This is a genomic window from Actinophytocola xanthii, from assembly GCF_001921205.1.
GTDB classification, from domain to species: Bacteria; Actinomycetota; Actinomycetes; order Mycobacteriales; family Pseudonocardiaceae; genus Actinophytocola; species Actinophytocola xanthii.
The window spans coordinates 1-13,257 of record NZ_MSIE01000099.1; the positions used below are offsets into that span (position 1 = coordinate 1).

At 71.3% G+C, this 13,257-nt stretch carries 14 protein-coding genes; 8 read left to right on the forward strand and 6 right to left on the reverse strand.

Annotated elements, in window-relative coordinates; genetic code table 11:
* The first annotated feature begins 569 nt into the window (after positions 1-569).
* Positions 570-1,733, forward strand: coding sequence for a hypothetical protein (locus BU204_RS34785; RefSeq protein WP_075130065.1), 1,164 nt, complete (start codon positions 570-572; stop codon positions 1,731-1,733).
* Here the strand turns inward: BU204_RS34785 and BU204_RS34790 are convergent.
* Genes BU204_RS34790 through BU204_RS34800 form a run of 3 tightly spaced genes read right to left on the reverse strand, consistent with a single transcriptional unit; the run spans position 1,696 to position 4,345 of the window.
* Complete coding sequence (locus BU204_RS34790) at positions 1,696-2,574, reverse strand: metal ABC transporter permease (RefSeq protein ID WP_075130066.1); 879 nt, start codon at positions 2,572-2,574, stop codon at positions 1,696-1,698. The two genes, BU204_RS34785 and BU204_RS34790, sit on opposite strands and share 38 nt — an antisense overlap.
* Complete coding sequence (locus tag BU204_RS34795; RefSeq protein ID WP_075130089.1) at positions 2,574-3,407, reverse strand: metal ABC transporter ATP-binding protein; 834 nt, start codon at positions 3,405-3,407, stop codon at positions 2,574-2,576. Before BU204_RS34795 ends, BU204_RS34790 begins: the two co-directional genes overlap by 1 nt.
* Positions 3,408-3,439: 32 nt before the next feature.
* Complete coding sequence (locus tag BU204_RS34800; protein ID WP_075130067.1) at positions 3,440-4,345, reverse strand: metal ABC transporter solute-binding protein, Zn/Mn family; 906 nt, start codon at positions 4,343-4,345, stop codon at positions 3,440-3,442.
* A 194-nt stretch (positions 4,346-4,539) separates the two neighbouring features.
* Here BU204_RS34800 and BU204_RS34805 point away from each other — a divergent pair, with 194 nt between their 5' ends.
* Positions 4,540-5,640, forward strand: a complete 1,101-nt coding sequence (locus BU204_RS34805; RefSeq protein WP_075130068.1) for a LacI family DNA-binding transcriptional regulator — start codon at positions 4,540-4,542, stop codon at positions 5,638-5,640.
* Between the two features lie 8 nt (positions 5,641-5,648).
* Here BU204_RS34805 and BU204_RS39625 read toward each other — a convergent pair whose 3' ends face one another.
* Positions 5,649-6,371: a hypothetical protein gene (locus BU204_RS39625; RefSeq protein WP_143229967.1), complete on the reverse strand. Its 723-nt coding sequence runs from the start codon at positions 6,369-6,371 to the stop codon at positions 5,649-5,651.
* 179 nt (positions 6,372-6,550) lie between these two features.
* Here BU204_RS39625 and BU204_RS34820 point away from each other — a divergent pair, with 179 nt between their 5' ends.
* The 4 genes from BU204_RS34820 (at position 6,551) to BU204_RS34835 (ending at position 9,670) form a co-directional block, all read left to right on the forward strand.
* Positions 6,551-7,042 carry a beta-class carbonic anhydrase gene (locus BU204_RS34820; protein WP_075130090.1) on the forward strand — a complete coding sequence of 164 codons (492 nt, stop codon included), beginning with the start codon at positions 6,551-6,553 and terminating at the stop codon, positions 7,040-7,042.
* A 21-nt stretch (positions 7,043-7,063) separates the two neighbouring features.
* Positions 7,064-7,939, forward strand: a complete 876-nt coding sequence (locus BU204_RS34825; RefSeq protein WP_075130071.1) for an HhH-GPD family protein — start codon at positions 7,064-7,066, stop codon at positions 7,937-7,939.
* Positions 7,940-8,066: 127 nt separating this feature from the next.
* Positions 8,067-9,107, forward strand: coding sequence for a peptidoglycan recognition protein family protein (locus tag BU204_RS34830; protein ID WP_075130091.1), 1,041 nt, complete (start codon positions 8,067-8,069; stop codon positions 9,105-9,107).
* A 29-nt stretch (positions 9,108-9,136) separates the two neighbouring features.
* The gene (locus tag BU204_RS34835; RefSeq protein WP_075130072.1) at positions 9,137-9,670 is read left to right on the forward strand and encodes a 2'-5' RNA ligase family protein; all 534 of its coding nucleotides are present in this window, start codon (positions 9,137-9,139) and stop codon (positions 9,668-9,670) included.
* On the opposite strand, the gene BU204_RS34840 is transcribed toward BU204_RS34835, so the two are convergent.
* Positions 9,660-10,439 carry an alpha/beta fold hydrolase gene (locus BU204_RS34840; protein ID WP_233160987.1) on the reverse strand — a complete coding sequence of 260 codons (780 nt, stop codon included), beginning with the start codon at positions 10,437-10,439 and terminating at the stop codon, positions 9,660-9,662. The two genes, BU204_RS34835 and BU204_RS34840, sit on opposite strands and share 11 nt — an antisense overlap.
* An 83-nt stretch (positions 10,440-10,522) precedes the next feature.
* On the opposite strand from BU204_RS34840, the gene BU204_RS34845 reads away from it, so the two are divergent.
* Positions 10,523-11,986, forward strand: a complete 1,464-nt coding sequence (locus BU204_RS34845; RefSeq protein WP_075130073.1) for a M1 family metallopeptidase — start codon at positions 10,523-10,525, stop codon at positions 11,984-11,986.
* Positions 11,983-12,786 (forward strand): SIR2 family NAD-dependent protein deacylase, encoded by an 804-nt coding sequence (locus tag BU204_RS34850; protein WP_075130074.1) that lies wholly within the window; start codon positions 11,983-11,985, stop codon positions 12,784-12,786. Before BU204_RS34845 ends, BU204_RS34850 begins: the two co-directional genes overlap by 4 nt.
* Here the strand turns inward: BU204_RS34850 and BU204_RS34855 are convergent.
* Positions 12,783-13,169 carry a winged helix-turn-helix transcriptional regulator gene (locus BU204_RS34855; protein ID WP_075130075.1) on the reverse strand — a complete coding sequence of 129 codons (387 nt, stop codon included), beginning with the start codon at positions 13,167-13,169 and terminating at the stop codon, positions 12,783-12,785. The two genes, BU204_RS34850 and BU204_RS34855, sit on opposite strands and share 4 nt — an antisense overlap.
* Positions 13,170-13,257: the final 88 nt, after the last annotated feature.

Here is a 13,257-nt window from a genome sequence, read left to right on the forward strand (position 1 = left end):
CCACGCCAGTTCACCACACCATGAAGATCTCAAACACGCTCTCAGGACGCCCCACGACCGAGAAGCCTGGAAGCGAGCAGGGTCGCCAGCCCACCTCGGCTACGGCTTCGGGCACCGACAAGCCCGCATACGTGGCGAGTGCATATTTGGCGGACGTTATCAACTCGATCCAGCCATTACCCTTGGCGAGATCGTGTCCGAAATGCATCAGGTATGCGACCTGCTACTAACCATGAACACGGTCCCAATGCCCAGCGAGCTTGGGTAACAGCCGACGATCTGTCGAATCAGATTGTTGTTGCGCCGCAGAAAGATAGATCCGGACCGGCGCGGGTAACCCTCTCTTCCGGCGAACCAGACGGGCCAACGGCGGCCCGGCACCAGGCCGCGACCAAGGTGTCGCATACGTCGGCCAGTAACCGCATCTGCTCGTGGTGGTCGACCTGGGGGACCGTCGTCGACGGGTGTCCACACGCACGTCAGTGTCGGGCAGATGCAACGGTTCGCGTCAGGCTCGAACGCCGTGTCGGTGATACTGGCGGTCCACAGTGGCCGACTGAGGGTGGGAGATGGCGACCTGGCTGGTCTACGCCTGCATGCCGGTCATGGCCGCCGTCATCGGGTACGTGACCAAGCGCGTGGCCATCGAGATGATGTTTCGGCCGGTGCGGTTCGTGGGGCTTCGCGAGCCGTGGTTGGGGTGGCAGGGCGTCGTGCCGCGGAACTCCGGGCGGATGATCCGCATGAGCGCTGACCTGCTCACCGAACGGCTCGTCGACCCGCAGGAAGTCTTCGAGCGGCTCGACGGCGATCGGATCGCGGGGGAGATTCGGGCGCCGCTGCTGCTCGCGGTGGAGGAGATCACGCGGGACGCCATGGACCGGTATCGGCCGGGGCTGTGGGATGCACTGCCGCCGCTGGCCCGTGAGCTCGTCCTCAAACGGGCGCAGGGCGCCGCCTCCCAGGTCGTGCGGCGGGTTCTGGCCGACCTCCGCGGCGACATCGGGCAGGTACTCGACGTCAAGCAGGTCGCCACGGCCGCGCTCAGCCGGGACAAGCTGATCCGGCTCGTGCGGGACATCTCGCGGCCGGAGATGGCCTTCATCGCCCGCTGTGGGATCTACTTCGGATTCCTGTTGGGACTCGTACAGACCGGGGTGTGGGCGCTTACCCGACAACCGCTCGTACTACCCGTCTTCGGCGCGCTGATCGGCTGGTTCACCGACTGGCTCGCGATCAAGCTCGTCTTCTTCCCTCGCCACCGGCGACGGTTCGGGCCGTTCGCCTTCCAGGGGGTCTTCCAGCGGCGGCGGGACGCGGTCGCCAAGCAGTACGCCGAGATCGTCGCCCGGGAGGTGATGACGGTCCCGAACATCCTCGATGCCGTCCTGCGTTCCGAGCGGCTGCACGCGATCGTGCGGCAGGCGGTGCGGGACACGATCGACGCCCAGGCGGGGCCCTTCACCACCGCAATCAGCACGCAGGTCAAGCAGGCCGCCGCCGACCACGCCGTGCGGCACCTGCCGCACACGCTCCGGCACGCGGAGGACTACGCCACCGAAGCCCTCGACATCCGCGACACCATCGCCTCCCGGATCCGCCGCCTCAGCCGGGTCGAGTACGAAGCCCTGCTCCGGCCGGCCTTCCGGCAGGACGAGTGGAAGCTCATCGCCGTCGGCGCGGTGATCGGGGCGGTTATCGGGGAGCTGCAGGCACTGCTCCTGCTGGGGTAGCCACCCCGCGGCGCCGTCCGCGCGCGAGGCTCACGGTCCAGCACACCAGATAGATACAGAACGAGATCGCGGTGACGAACGCGCTCACCGGCGCGCCCGGCGCGAGCGAGAACACGATCCCACCCACCGCCGACACCTCGGCGAACACCACGGCCAGCACCGTCGCCCGGAGCGGGTTCGCGGTGATGCGGCAGGCCGCGGCGGCTGGCGTGATCATCAGCGCGAGCACCAGCAACGCACCGACCGTCTGCACGCCGAGCGCCGTGGCCACCCCGACCAGCACCGCGAACACCAGCGACAACGGACCGGTCGGCACCCCGCGCGCCTTCGCCACCTCCGGGTCCACGCTGGCGAACAGCAGTGGCCGGTAGATCACCAGCAGCACCAGCAGCACCGCGACCGCGCACGCACCGAGCAGCGCGAGCGACGCGAAGTCCACGCTCACTATCTGACCGACCAACAGTCCGAACTTGTTCGACGCCCGCCCGGGGTAGAACCAGAGCAACAGCACCCCCACGCCGAGCCCGAACGCGAGCACGGCGCCGATCACCGAGTCGTGCTCGGACGAGCGCCGCGACAGCAGGCCCAGCACGAGCGCCGCGACCACCGCGCCGGCGAGCGCGCCGTGCCCGACGTTCACGCCGAGCAGCAGCGCCGCCGCACCCCCGGTGAACGAGAGCTCGCTGGTGCCGTGCACCGCGAAGGCCATGTTGCGGCTCACGATCAACGGACCGAGCACCCCGGCCAGCAGGCCGAGGATCGCCGCCGCGACCAGCGCGGTTCGCACGAACGGGAAGCCCAGCAGCTCGACGGTCAGCTCGAGGTCGAAGAGCTTGTCCATCAGGCCCGCTCCTCATCCTGCAGGTGGTGGTGGCTGGACTGCTCGCACAGGCCGCTCTGCGCGCCGACGACGTGAATCTGCCCGCCCACCCGCACGACGTCGATCGTCGCTCGGTACAGCTCGGACAGCGTCTCGGCGGTCATCACCTCGTCCGGCCGACCGATCCGGAACCGGCCGTCCACCAGGTACAGCACCCGGTCCACCAGCGGCAGAACCGGGTTGATCTCGTGGGTGACGAACAGCACCGCGGTGTTCGCGGCTCGCCGGCGGGCGTCGATCAGGGAGCTGACCACCTGCTGGTTCGCCAGGTCCAGGGAGAGCAGCGGCTCGTCGCACAGCAGCACCTCGGGGTCGCTGACCAGGGCCTGCGCCACCCGCAGCCGCTGCTGTTCGCCGCCGGAGAGCCGGCCGACCGGGGCGTCGGCGAAGTCCCGCGCGCCGACAGCGGCCAGCGCGGCGTCCACCCGTTCGCGACGCGCCCGCATCCCCCGCAGGCCGATCCCCCACCGGTGCCCGTCCAGACCGAGCCCGACGAGGTCGCGCCCCCGCAGCACCAGGCTCTCCTCCATCGCACGCTGCTGCGGGACGTACCCGATCCGCTGGTTGCCGCGTCCGGGCGGCTCGCCCACCACCCGGACGCTGCCCGAGGTCAGCGGCCGCAGGCCGAGCAGCACCCGGAGCAGGCTGGTCTTCCCCGACCCGTTCGGCCCCAGCACCGCGACGAACTCGCCGGGCTGGACGTCGAGGTCCAGCCCGGACCACAGAACGCGCTGTCCGTAGGCCAGGGTCGCCTCGCGCAGCGACACGACGCCGCTGCCGGGTGAGGTGCGCACGGACTGGTCGCGGGCCGCGTCCCGGTCGACTGTCACGTCTGGTCGAGAGCGCCCGCCAGGGCGTCCACCTGCTCGCTCATCCACTCAACGTAGTCCGTCGTCCCCTCGGGCAGCGTCTCGGTGACCTCGACCACCGGGATGCCCGCCGCCTCGGCCTCCTCGGCCAGCGAGTCGGTGACCGAGGTCCGGGTCTGGGCGTTGGAGACCAGCACCGCGACCTGCCGGCCGGAGAGCAGCTCGGTGGTCTCGGCCACCACCGACAGGGACGGGTCGGTCTCCTCCTCGACGGCCTCGGAGAACGCCGGCGGCGTCGCGTCGGTCAGGCCGGCCGCCTCGAACAGGTAGTGCGCGACCGGCTCGGTGGCGAGGACCTTCGCGCCGGGGTGCGCCTCGCCGATCGCCGAGGCCCGATCGGCCAGGTCGGTGAGCCGGGTGCCGAACTCCTCGGCATTCGCGGTGAACGTGTCCGCGTCGTCCGGGGCGAGCGAACCCAGCTCCTCGGCCAGCGCGTCGGCCACCTCGCGCACGGCCGCCAGGTCGTACCAGACGTGCTCGTTGGCATCGGCCCCGTACCCGGCCAGCTCGAACGCGTCCACCCGGGGGAGGTCGGTGCCGGTCGAGTCCAGCAGCTTGGTGAAGAACTCGTCGTACCCCCCGCCGTTGTAGACGACCAGGTCGGCGCCGGCGAGCGAGGTGGCGTCGGAGGGCTTGTCCGGATGCGCGTGTGGGTCACCCGCCGCGTCCGCGATCAGCGATTCGACACTGACCGCATCTCCTCCCACCGCCTGGGCGACACTCCCCCACACGTTCGTGGAGGCGACCACGGCGAGCTTCCCGTCGTCCGCCTCGTCCCCACCCGCCGTCGAGCCGCAACCCGCCAGCACCAGCGCGGCGAGCCCCAGCCCAGCCACCTGCAGACCAGCTCGGGTCGACCTCATCGGTGCCTCCTCCGCGGACACATGCGTGACCCGCTATAGATAATGAAAACTGTTTCCGACTACTCTCCGGCGACTATACGACGCCTGGCGAGCGATCCCTAGCTCGACCGGGCGAACGCACCAGGCCCTATCTGGTGAACCGGCTGTGAGCTGTCAGACTTCTGCTCCTCGTTCTGAACCGTTACGGTCAGCACATGGCCCGGCCTATGCATGCGCGCCGGCCAGCGACACTGGCGTCGTTGGCCGCGGAGCTCGGCGTGTCTCGGACCACGGTGTCCAACGCCTACAACCGGCCTGACCAGCTCTCACCCGAGCTGCGCAGGCGGGTTCTCGAGACTGCCCGACGGTTGGGATACCCCGGCCCGGACCCGGTCGCCCGCTCACTGCGTACCCGCAAGGCGGGTGCGGTCGGCCTGCTGCTGACCGAGAACCTCTCCTACGCCTTCCGGGACCCGGCGGCGATCGGCTTCCTCGAAGGGCTCGCGCTCGCCTGCGAGGGTGCGGGCCAGGGCCTGCACCTGGTCCCGGTGAACCCGGAGCGGGAGGACGTGACGGCGGTGCACAGTGCCGGCGTCGACGGGTTCGTCGTGTACTCGGTACCCGACGACGACCCGCACCTGGCCGCGGTGCTGTCCCGGCCGGTGCCGACCGTCGTGTGCGACCAGCCCCGGGTGGAGGGTGTCGACCTGGTCGGCATCGACGACCACGCGGCGATCGCCCAGCTCGCCGGGCGGCTGATCGGCCTGGGCCACCGCAACATCGGCGTGCTCTGCATGCGCCTGGCCAGGGACCGCAACGACGGCTTCGCGTCGATAGCACGGCAGCGCACGGCGCACTTCCACGTCCAGCGAGCCCGGCTGTCGGCGTTGGCCGACAGCTTCGAGGCCGCCGGCGTCGACTGGGCACGGGTGCCCGTCGTCGAGCGGTTCGACCACACGACGACCAGCGGCGAGTCCGCGGCCGCGCAGCTGCTGGACGCCAACCCCGAGGTCACCGCGCTCATCTGCACCTCGGACATCCTGGCGCTCGGCGCCCTCGCCGAGGCTCGGCGGCGCGGCCTGCGAGTGCCGCACGACCTGACGATCACCGGGTTCGACGGCATCGCCGAGGCCGAGCGCGCCGGGCTGACCACGATCCGGCAGCCCGTCCTGGAGAAGGGGCGCGCGGCCGGCAAGCTGTTGCTCGGCGCCGCCGACCACAGCCGGCCGCGGCAGATCACGCTCGACACCGAGCTGGTGCTCGGCTCGACCTCCGCCCCGCCCAGGACCACCGAGGAGCGCTGGTTCGGGCCCTGAGGCACGGGTCAGGGAGTCAACACCAACGGAACCGGCCCACCGGCCAGCCGGCCCAGCTTGCCGATCAGCCGGTAGGTGCCGGGCGGAACCTGACGCCGTTCTCGAGGGCAGCCGGGGGCCGAGGTGCGGCCGGCCCAGCGCAGCTCGAAGACCAGCGGCCGGGCGGGGACCAGCACCCGCTGGTCGGGCTCGGGCGGCTGGTAGCAGTCGTTGCTCGACCAGAGGCGCGTCCGTCCGTCCGCCGAGAAGATCAGCAGCTCGCGGAGCTTCCGGTTGACGTCGCGCACGCACGGCACGGGGCCGGCGTTGGTCACGTACAGGCGCAGCACCGGACGCGAGCCGACCGGGTTCGACCGGGCCGCGGGGCGGGCCGTCACCCTGACCACGGCGTCCGGGCACGCCTTGGGCGGTGCGGGCGGGCCGGGCGGTGTGGTGCGGCTGGTGGTCGGGGGCCGGGTCGGCGGTCCGGTCACCGACGCCCGGGCCGTCGTCGGGGCCGGGAGAGGGCTCGTCGTGCTCGACGGGGCGCGGGACCGGCTGGCGGGCGACGGCGAGCTCGGCGCCGCGACCCGGTCCGGTCCCGCGCCCCGGACCGGCTGGTCGTCCCCGGACCCGACGAGCCCGCCGACGACCCAGGCCAGCACCACCACCGCGAGGACCGAGCACACCACCGCCACGGCTCGCCTGCGCCAGTAGACGCCCGGGGGCAGCGGTCCGTTCGGTTCGATCACGGTGGCCGACGCTAGTCCCGGCGGCCTCCGATCCGTGGGATCCGGGCCGGCCTCGATCGGGGGATCATCGCGGGCGGGTCGACTACGGCTCGCTCGTTAGGAATGCCACATTGCCTGGTCTGCGGGACCATTGCTGGAATGGGACGGCGAGCCAAGTCCGGCGGGTGGGAGCGGTGACCATGACGGCGATCGACGAACTGCTCGAGCGGCACGCCAACGGCGTCGACCGCGGCGCCCCCGGCGTCCCCACCCCGGTGCCCTCCCTCCACCTGGCCGTAGTGACCTGCATGGACGCCCGGATCAAGGTCTTCGACGTGTTCGGCCTGCGACACGGCGAGGCGCACATCATGCGCAACGCGGGCGGGGTGGTCACCGACGACATCATCCGCTCGATCGCGATCAGCCAGCGGAAACTGCAGACCCGCGAGGTCATCGTCATGCAGCACACCTCCTGCGGCCTGTCGATGATCACCGAGGACGAGTTCAAGGACGAGCTCGAGGAGGAGACCCGGCTCCGGCCGCCGTGGGCGATCGAGGCCTTCCGCGAGGTCAAGGACAGCGTCCGGCAGTCCGTCGAGCGGGTCCGCCGCAGCCCGTTCGTCAAGCACACCGACCTGGTCCGCGGCTTCGTCTACGACGTGGCGACCGCCGAGCTCACCGAGGTCCACTGACATGTCCTAGCATCGGCGGCGATGAGCCTCGACGTCCGTGTGCTGACCGACTGGTTCGCCGAGCACGCCCGCGACCTGCCCTGGCGGGCTCCGGGTACCTCGGCATGGGGTGTGCTGGTCAGCGAGATCATGCTCCAGCAGACCCCGGTCGCCCGGGTCGAGCCTTCCTGGCACGAGTGGATGGCCCGCTGGCCCACCCCGTCCGCCCTGGCCGCGGCGACCCCGGCGGAGGTGCTGCGGGCCTGGGGCAAGCTGGGTTACCCGCGCCGGGCGCTGCGGCTGCGCGAGGCCGCCGCGGTGATCGCCGAGCGGCACGGCGACGTGGTCCCCTCGGACGTCGACACCCTGCTCGCGCTGCCCGGGATCGGCGCCTACACCGCACGCGCGGTCGCCGCGTTCGCCTACCGGAAGCGGTGCCCGGTAGTGGACACCAACGTGCGGCGGGTGATCGCGCGAGCGGTGCACGGCGCCGGGGACGCCGGACCGGCCTCCACCACCCGCGACCTCGCCGACGCCGAGGCTCTCCTACCCGAGGACGACGAGCTCGCGGCACGCATGTCGATCGCGATGATGGAGCTCGGGGCGATGGTCTGCACCGCCCGCGCGCCGCGCTGTGCGGACTGCCCGGTGTTCGCCGACTGCGCCTGGCAGCGTGCGGGCAGACCGGCCTACGCGGGCCCGGCCAAACCCGTGCAGCGGTTCGCCGGGACCGACCGGCAGGTCCGCGGGCTGCTCCTCGACGTCCTGCGGGACACCTCGACGCCGGTGGAGAAGACGAGGCTGGACCTGGTCTGGTCGGACGCGGGGCAGCGCGACAGGTGTCTGGACTCGCTGCTGGTGGACGGCCTGGTGGAGCAGACGGCCGACGGGCTGTTCGCGCTGCCCGGGGAGCACTGATCGGCCAACCGGCAACGAAACCTTCTCGTATCCGGGCAACTCTTGTCCTCCCGCGCGAGCGGTGACTAGCGTCGGACGAGCCAGTCACCGATCTGGGCCTCTGTGCCCCTTGTCGAGGGAGATCGAGATGGCCGTAACTCGCCGCGCCCTGCTTCGCGGCGGTCTGACAGTCACCGCGGTCGGCGCGCTCGGCGCCACGGTCGCGGACACCGCCGCCGCGACCGGGACGAGAGCCGTCACCAGACCCAGGATGTACGGGTGCGCCGAGTGGGGCGCCCGCCGACCGAACGGCACCATCGAGGTGCTCAACCGCAAGCCGACCTACATCGTCGTGCACCACACCGCCGGGGCGAACTCCACCGACACCTCGCTCGCCCACGCGTTCTCGATCTCCCGCGGGATCCAGAACTTCCACATGGACACCCGCGGCTGGATCGACTCCGGCCAACAGCTGACCAACAGCCGTGGCGGGTACATCACCGAGGGCCGGCACCGCAGCCTGGAGGCCCTGGACGGCGGCACCCGGCACGTCCTCGGCGCACACGTCGGCAACCACAACAGCGAGACCATCGGCATCGAGAACGAAGGCCTCTACTCCACAGTGGACGTGACGCCACGGCTGTGGGACTCGCTCGTCCACCTGGTCGCCTACATAGCGCAGCAGTACGGCATCTCCCCCACGATGATCCGAGGACACCGGGACTTCAACGCCACCGAATGCCCTGGCACCGTCCTGTATGGACGTCTGCCGGAGCTGCGGGAGGCCGTAGCCGACGCGATCGGATCACCGGTGTCCGAAGTGGAGACCTGGCCACTGCTCAAACCCGGCGACCGCGGTCCCAAAGTTCTTGCCGCCCAACATCTTCTGCGGGCCCGCGGCGCAGCGGAGGTGGTTGCCGACGGCGTGTTCGGGCCGGCCACGTTCGCGGCTGTCCAGCGGCTGGCGCGGGCAGGTGGTGTCGCCTACGAACCCTGCTACGCCAGCCGAACGGCCGACGAGAGCGGGTACGTCGGCGTCACGACCTGGCCCCTGCTGGTCCGGACGGTGCCGGTCGGGGAGGCGAGCGAGGTCGGGCGGGCGGCCCGGGTCCTGCTGTCGGCCCGCCGGGAACGGGTCGGTCCCGGGCACGTGATCGACCAGCCCGGCTGGCGACGGCTGCTGGGCTGAGCGGCCCGGCGCTGTGGCACCCTGCGGCCATGGCGCAGGCGCTGGAGTTCAGGTTCGACCACGAGGCCGATGCCGCGGTGCGTGCACTCTGGCACAGGCTGGAACGCGCCGGCGTGCCCAGCCTGGACACCCGGACGCACCGGCGGCACCGGCCGCACGTCTGCTTCGCCGCCGCCGGCTCGATCCCGCGGGGTACCCGCGAGGACCTTCGTGAGGACCTGCGGCTGCTGTCGATCCCGACGCTGTGGTTGTCCACCCTGTCGGCGACCGCGACGGCCGAGACCGCGCTGGTGCTCGCGGCCGTCGTGGACACCGAGCTGCTCGCCGTCCACTCCGCGGTGCACGACGTGCTGGCCAAGCGGGTCCGCTCACCCTCGGCGTACTACCTGCCCGGCTCCTGGGTCCCGCACTGCGTGCTGGCCACCGGCGTGGAGCCGGCGGAGGTGATCGCGGGTTTCGCCGCGCTCTACCCGGTCGAGCCGGTGCGGGCCAGGGTCAGCGAGGTCGCGGTCGTCGACACCCACACCGGGGAGTCGGAGATGCTGCTCGACCTCACCGGTTGAGCACCTCGGACAGGAACGCCTCCACCGCGCCGCGGTAGGTCAGCGGAGCGTCGTGGTGCACGACGTGCCCCGCTCCCCGCACCACCAGGTGGTGGCCGCCGCCGGGCGCGCGAACCGGCAGCTGCGCCATCTGCCCCGGCGGCATCGCGCTGTGCTCGGCCTCGATCGCCAGCACCGGGCACCGGACGCGCTCGACGAACGGCCAGTAGTCCCGCTCGCCCCACTCGGCCGCGATTCCGTACAGGTCCTCGAGGTCGGCAATGAGGTGGTAGCCGTCCGACCGCTCCTCGACGCACTCGACGAAGTAGTCGCCAAGCGAGCCGAAGAACTCGTTCACGTGCGCGAGCGAGGCGAACGGAACCGGCCAGGACTCGAAGTACGCCCGCCACGGGTCGACGGTCTTCCCCCGCTGGTCGGGGGCGATGTCCTCGACGACGATCGCGCGGACGAGGTCAGGTCGGCTGGCGGCCAGGCACCAGGCATGCAGCCCGCCCATCGAGTGCCCGACGACGATCGCGGGTCCGCCCAGCCGCTCGAGCTCCGCCGCGGCGTCGGCGACGAAGTCCTCGGTACGCCAGCCACCGCCGCGGTGCGGGCTGCGGCCGTGCCCGCGAGCGTCGAGCCCGACCACCCGGCCGTAGCTGGTCAGCCAGCGGGAGACCGGCCACCAGGTACGGGCGCGCCCCATCAGCCCGTGCAGCAGCAGGATCGGCACTCCGTCGCCGCCGAAGTCGACGGTGCCCAGTCGTGTGAATGTCGGCTCCGCCACAGTCGCACCCTCCCGATCCCACCCGCGCATCACGGCGTGTGAGACATCATGGCCCAGGTCACCGATGACGGGAGCTGATCACCATGCACCACCGCGCGGCGGTCCGGACCGCCTGCCTCGCGCTGGCCGCGGTCGGCCTGGCGTCGCTGTCCGCCTGCACCGAGCGCCGGGAGGAGGCGAGGCAGACCCCGACGCGGGCGCCCTCCGCGTCGAGTGCGGAGGCGACACCCGGCGCGGACGGCGCCGGTGACCCGTACTACCCGCAGGACGGCAACGGCGGTTACGACGTCGCCGGCTACCACGTCTCGATCAGCTACAACCCGGGCAGCCGCAACCTGGACGGGGACACCGCGGTCACCGCGCGGGCAACGGGCGAGCTGCGGACGTTCAACCTCGACCTGTTCGGCCTGGAGGTCGAGGAGGTCGAGGTGGACGGCGAGGCCGCCGAGTTCGAGCGCACCGGCGACCACGAGTTAGTGATCACTCCGGCCGAGCCGGTCGCCGACGGCGCCGTCTTCGAGACCAGGGTCCGGTACGGAGGCGTGCCGGAGATGATGGGCGAGGGCGGGCTCGGCGAGAACGGCTGGCAGGTCGCGCGGTCCGGCGGAGCGTTCGTGGCAGGCGAACCGCACTCGGCGACCAGCTGGTATCCGGCCAACGACACCCCCCGCGACAAGGCGACCTTCCGGCTCGACGCACGGGTGCCCGACGGCTGGAGCGTGGTGTCCAACGGCCGCGAGAAGCCGCCGACCCGCGGGAACGACGGGTGGACGACCTTCCACTGGGAGGAGCCGAACCGGATCGCGACGTACCTGACGACCGTGGGGATCGACAAGTGGACCTTCGACCGGTCCACGCTGCCCAGCGGTACGCCGGTGGTCAGCGCCTACGCGCCGGGGGTGGAGGACAAGCGGCAGGTGGAGAACCGGCTGCCGGAGATCCTCGAGTTCCTGGAGTCGAAGTTCGGACCGTATCCGCAGAGCGCGGCCGGCGGCATCTACATCAACGAGAGCATCGGCTTCTCGCTGGAGACCCAGGGCCGCCCGATCTACGCGGACTGGGCGGAGCTGTCGGTCGTGGTGCACGAGAACGCGCACCAGTGGTGGGGCAACTCGGTGTCCGTGTCGTCCTGGGCGGACATCTGCCTCAACGAGTGCTTCGCGAGCTATGCCCAGTGGCTGTGGGACGAGGCGAAGTCCGATGCTGACCTCGACCAGCAGTACCGGACCGCGGTCGCCAGGACCACCGACGAGTTCTGGCAGGGACGGCTCTACGACATGGGCGCGGGCAACGAGTTCGGCGCCGTGTACGAGAAGGGCCCGATGGCCCTGCACGCGCTGCGGCGGCAGATCGGCGACGAGGCGTTCGACCGGGTGCTGAAGGAGTGGCCGGCGAGGCACCGGGACGGCAACGCCTCGTGGCCGGAGTTCGAGCGGTTCACCGCGGAGATCGCCGGGCAGGACCTGGGGGAGTTCTTCACCGCGTGGTTCCGCTCCGCGCAGCGGCCAGCCGACGAGTTCCTGTACCCCGGGTCCCTGCGCAGATGAGCCTCACTCTCGCGGCGGCCCTGATCGCCTCGGCGGACCGCCTGCTGGTGTGCGCCGGAGCGGGGATGGGGGTCGACTCGGGTCTGCCCGACTTCCGCGGTGACCGAGGGTTCTGGCGGGCGTATCCGCCCTATGAACGCCTGGGGCTGCGGTTCGTCGAGCTGGCCGATCCAGTGCACTTCGAGAACGACCCGCCGCTCGCCTGGGGCTTCTACGGCCACCGGCTGGCCCTGTACCGAAGCACCGCGCCGCACCTGGGCTTCTCGGTACTGACCCGCTGGGCGTCCGAGATGGACACCCGCGTGTTCACCTCCAATGTGGACGGACAGTTCCAGCGGGCCGGGTTCGCCGAGGACCGGGTCGTCGAGGTGCACGGGTCGATCCACCACCTGCAGTGCACGCTGCCCTGCTCGGACCTGGTCTGGCCGGCGGACCAGGTCGACATCGAGGTGGACCCCGAGACGATGCGGGCGGTCGGGGACTTACCCGCCTGTCCGATGTGCGGGGCGCTGGCCAGGCCGAACATCCTGATGTTCGGGGACTTCGGCTGGGTCCCCGACCGCAGCCAGGCGACCCTGGACCTGATGACCTCCTGGCTGTCGGACAATCGGGGCCGGCTGGTCGTGCTCGAGCTGGGGGCGGGCACGTCGGTACCGACCGTGCGCGGCTTCGCCGAGCAGGCCGGCGGGCACCTGATCCGGATCAACCCCCGGGAGGCCGAGATCCGCTCCACCGACGGCATCTCGATCGCCATGCCGGCACTGGCCGCGCTGTCCGAACTGGACGCACTGGTCGGCTAGACGGAGGTGTCCTGGACCAGAGCGTGGTCGTAGGACTCGCGGGCGTCGAGGAGCTCGTCCCAGTGTTCCGCGGCCCAGGCACAGGCCGCATCCAACGGCTCGATCATGCTGGCGCCGAGCGGGGTCAGCTCGTACTCGACGTGCGGGCCACCCTCGGTGGTGGCCGTGCGCTTCACGAGACCGCCCCGCTCCAGAGAGCGCAGCGACTGGGTGAGGACCTTGGGGGTGACCCGACGCAGTGGCACCCGCAGCTCGGAGAACCGGCGCGGGCCCTGCTCGAGGCAGCGCACGATGAGCGCCGCCCACTTGTCGCCGAAGCGGATCGGGTTGAGCGAGGACGGGCACAGCTCGTCGAACATGTCCGCTGGCAGGGGTGGCCTCATGGGCCGACGATAGCTGGTATCCCGGCGGTAACCACCATCCTCGATAGCGTTCGGCCACCGGTCGGCGCACGGGCTCCGGCCCTGGTGA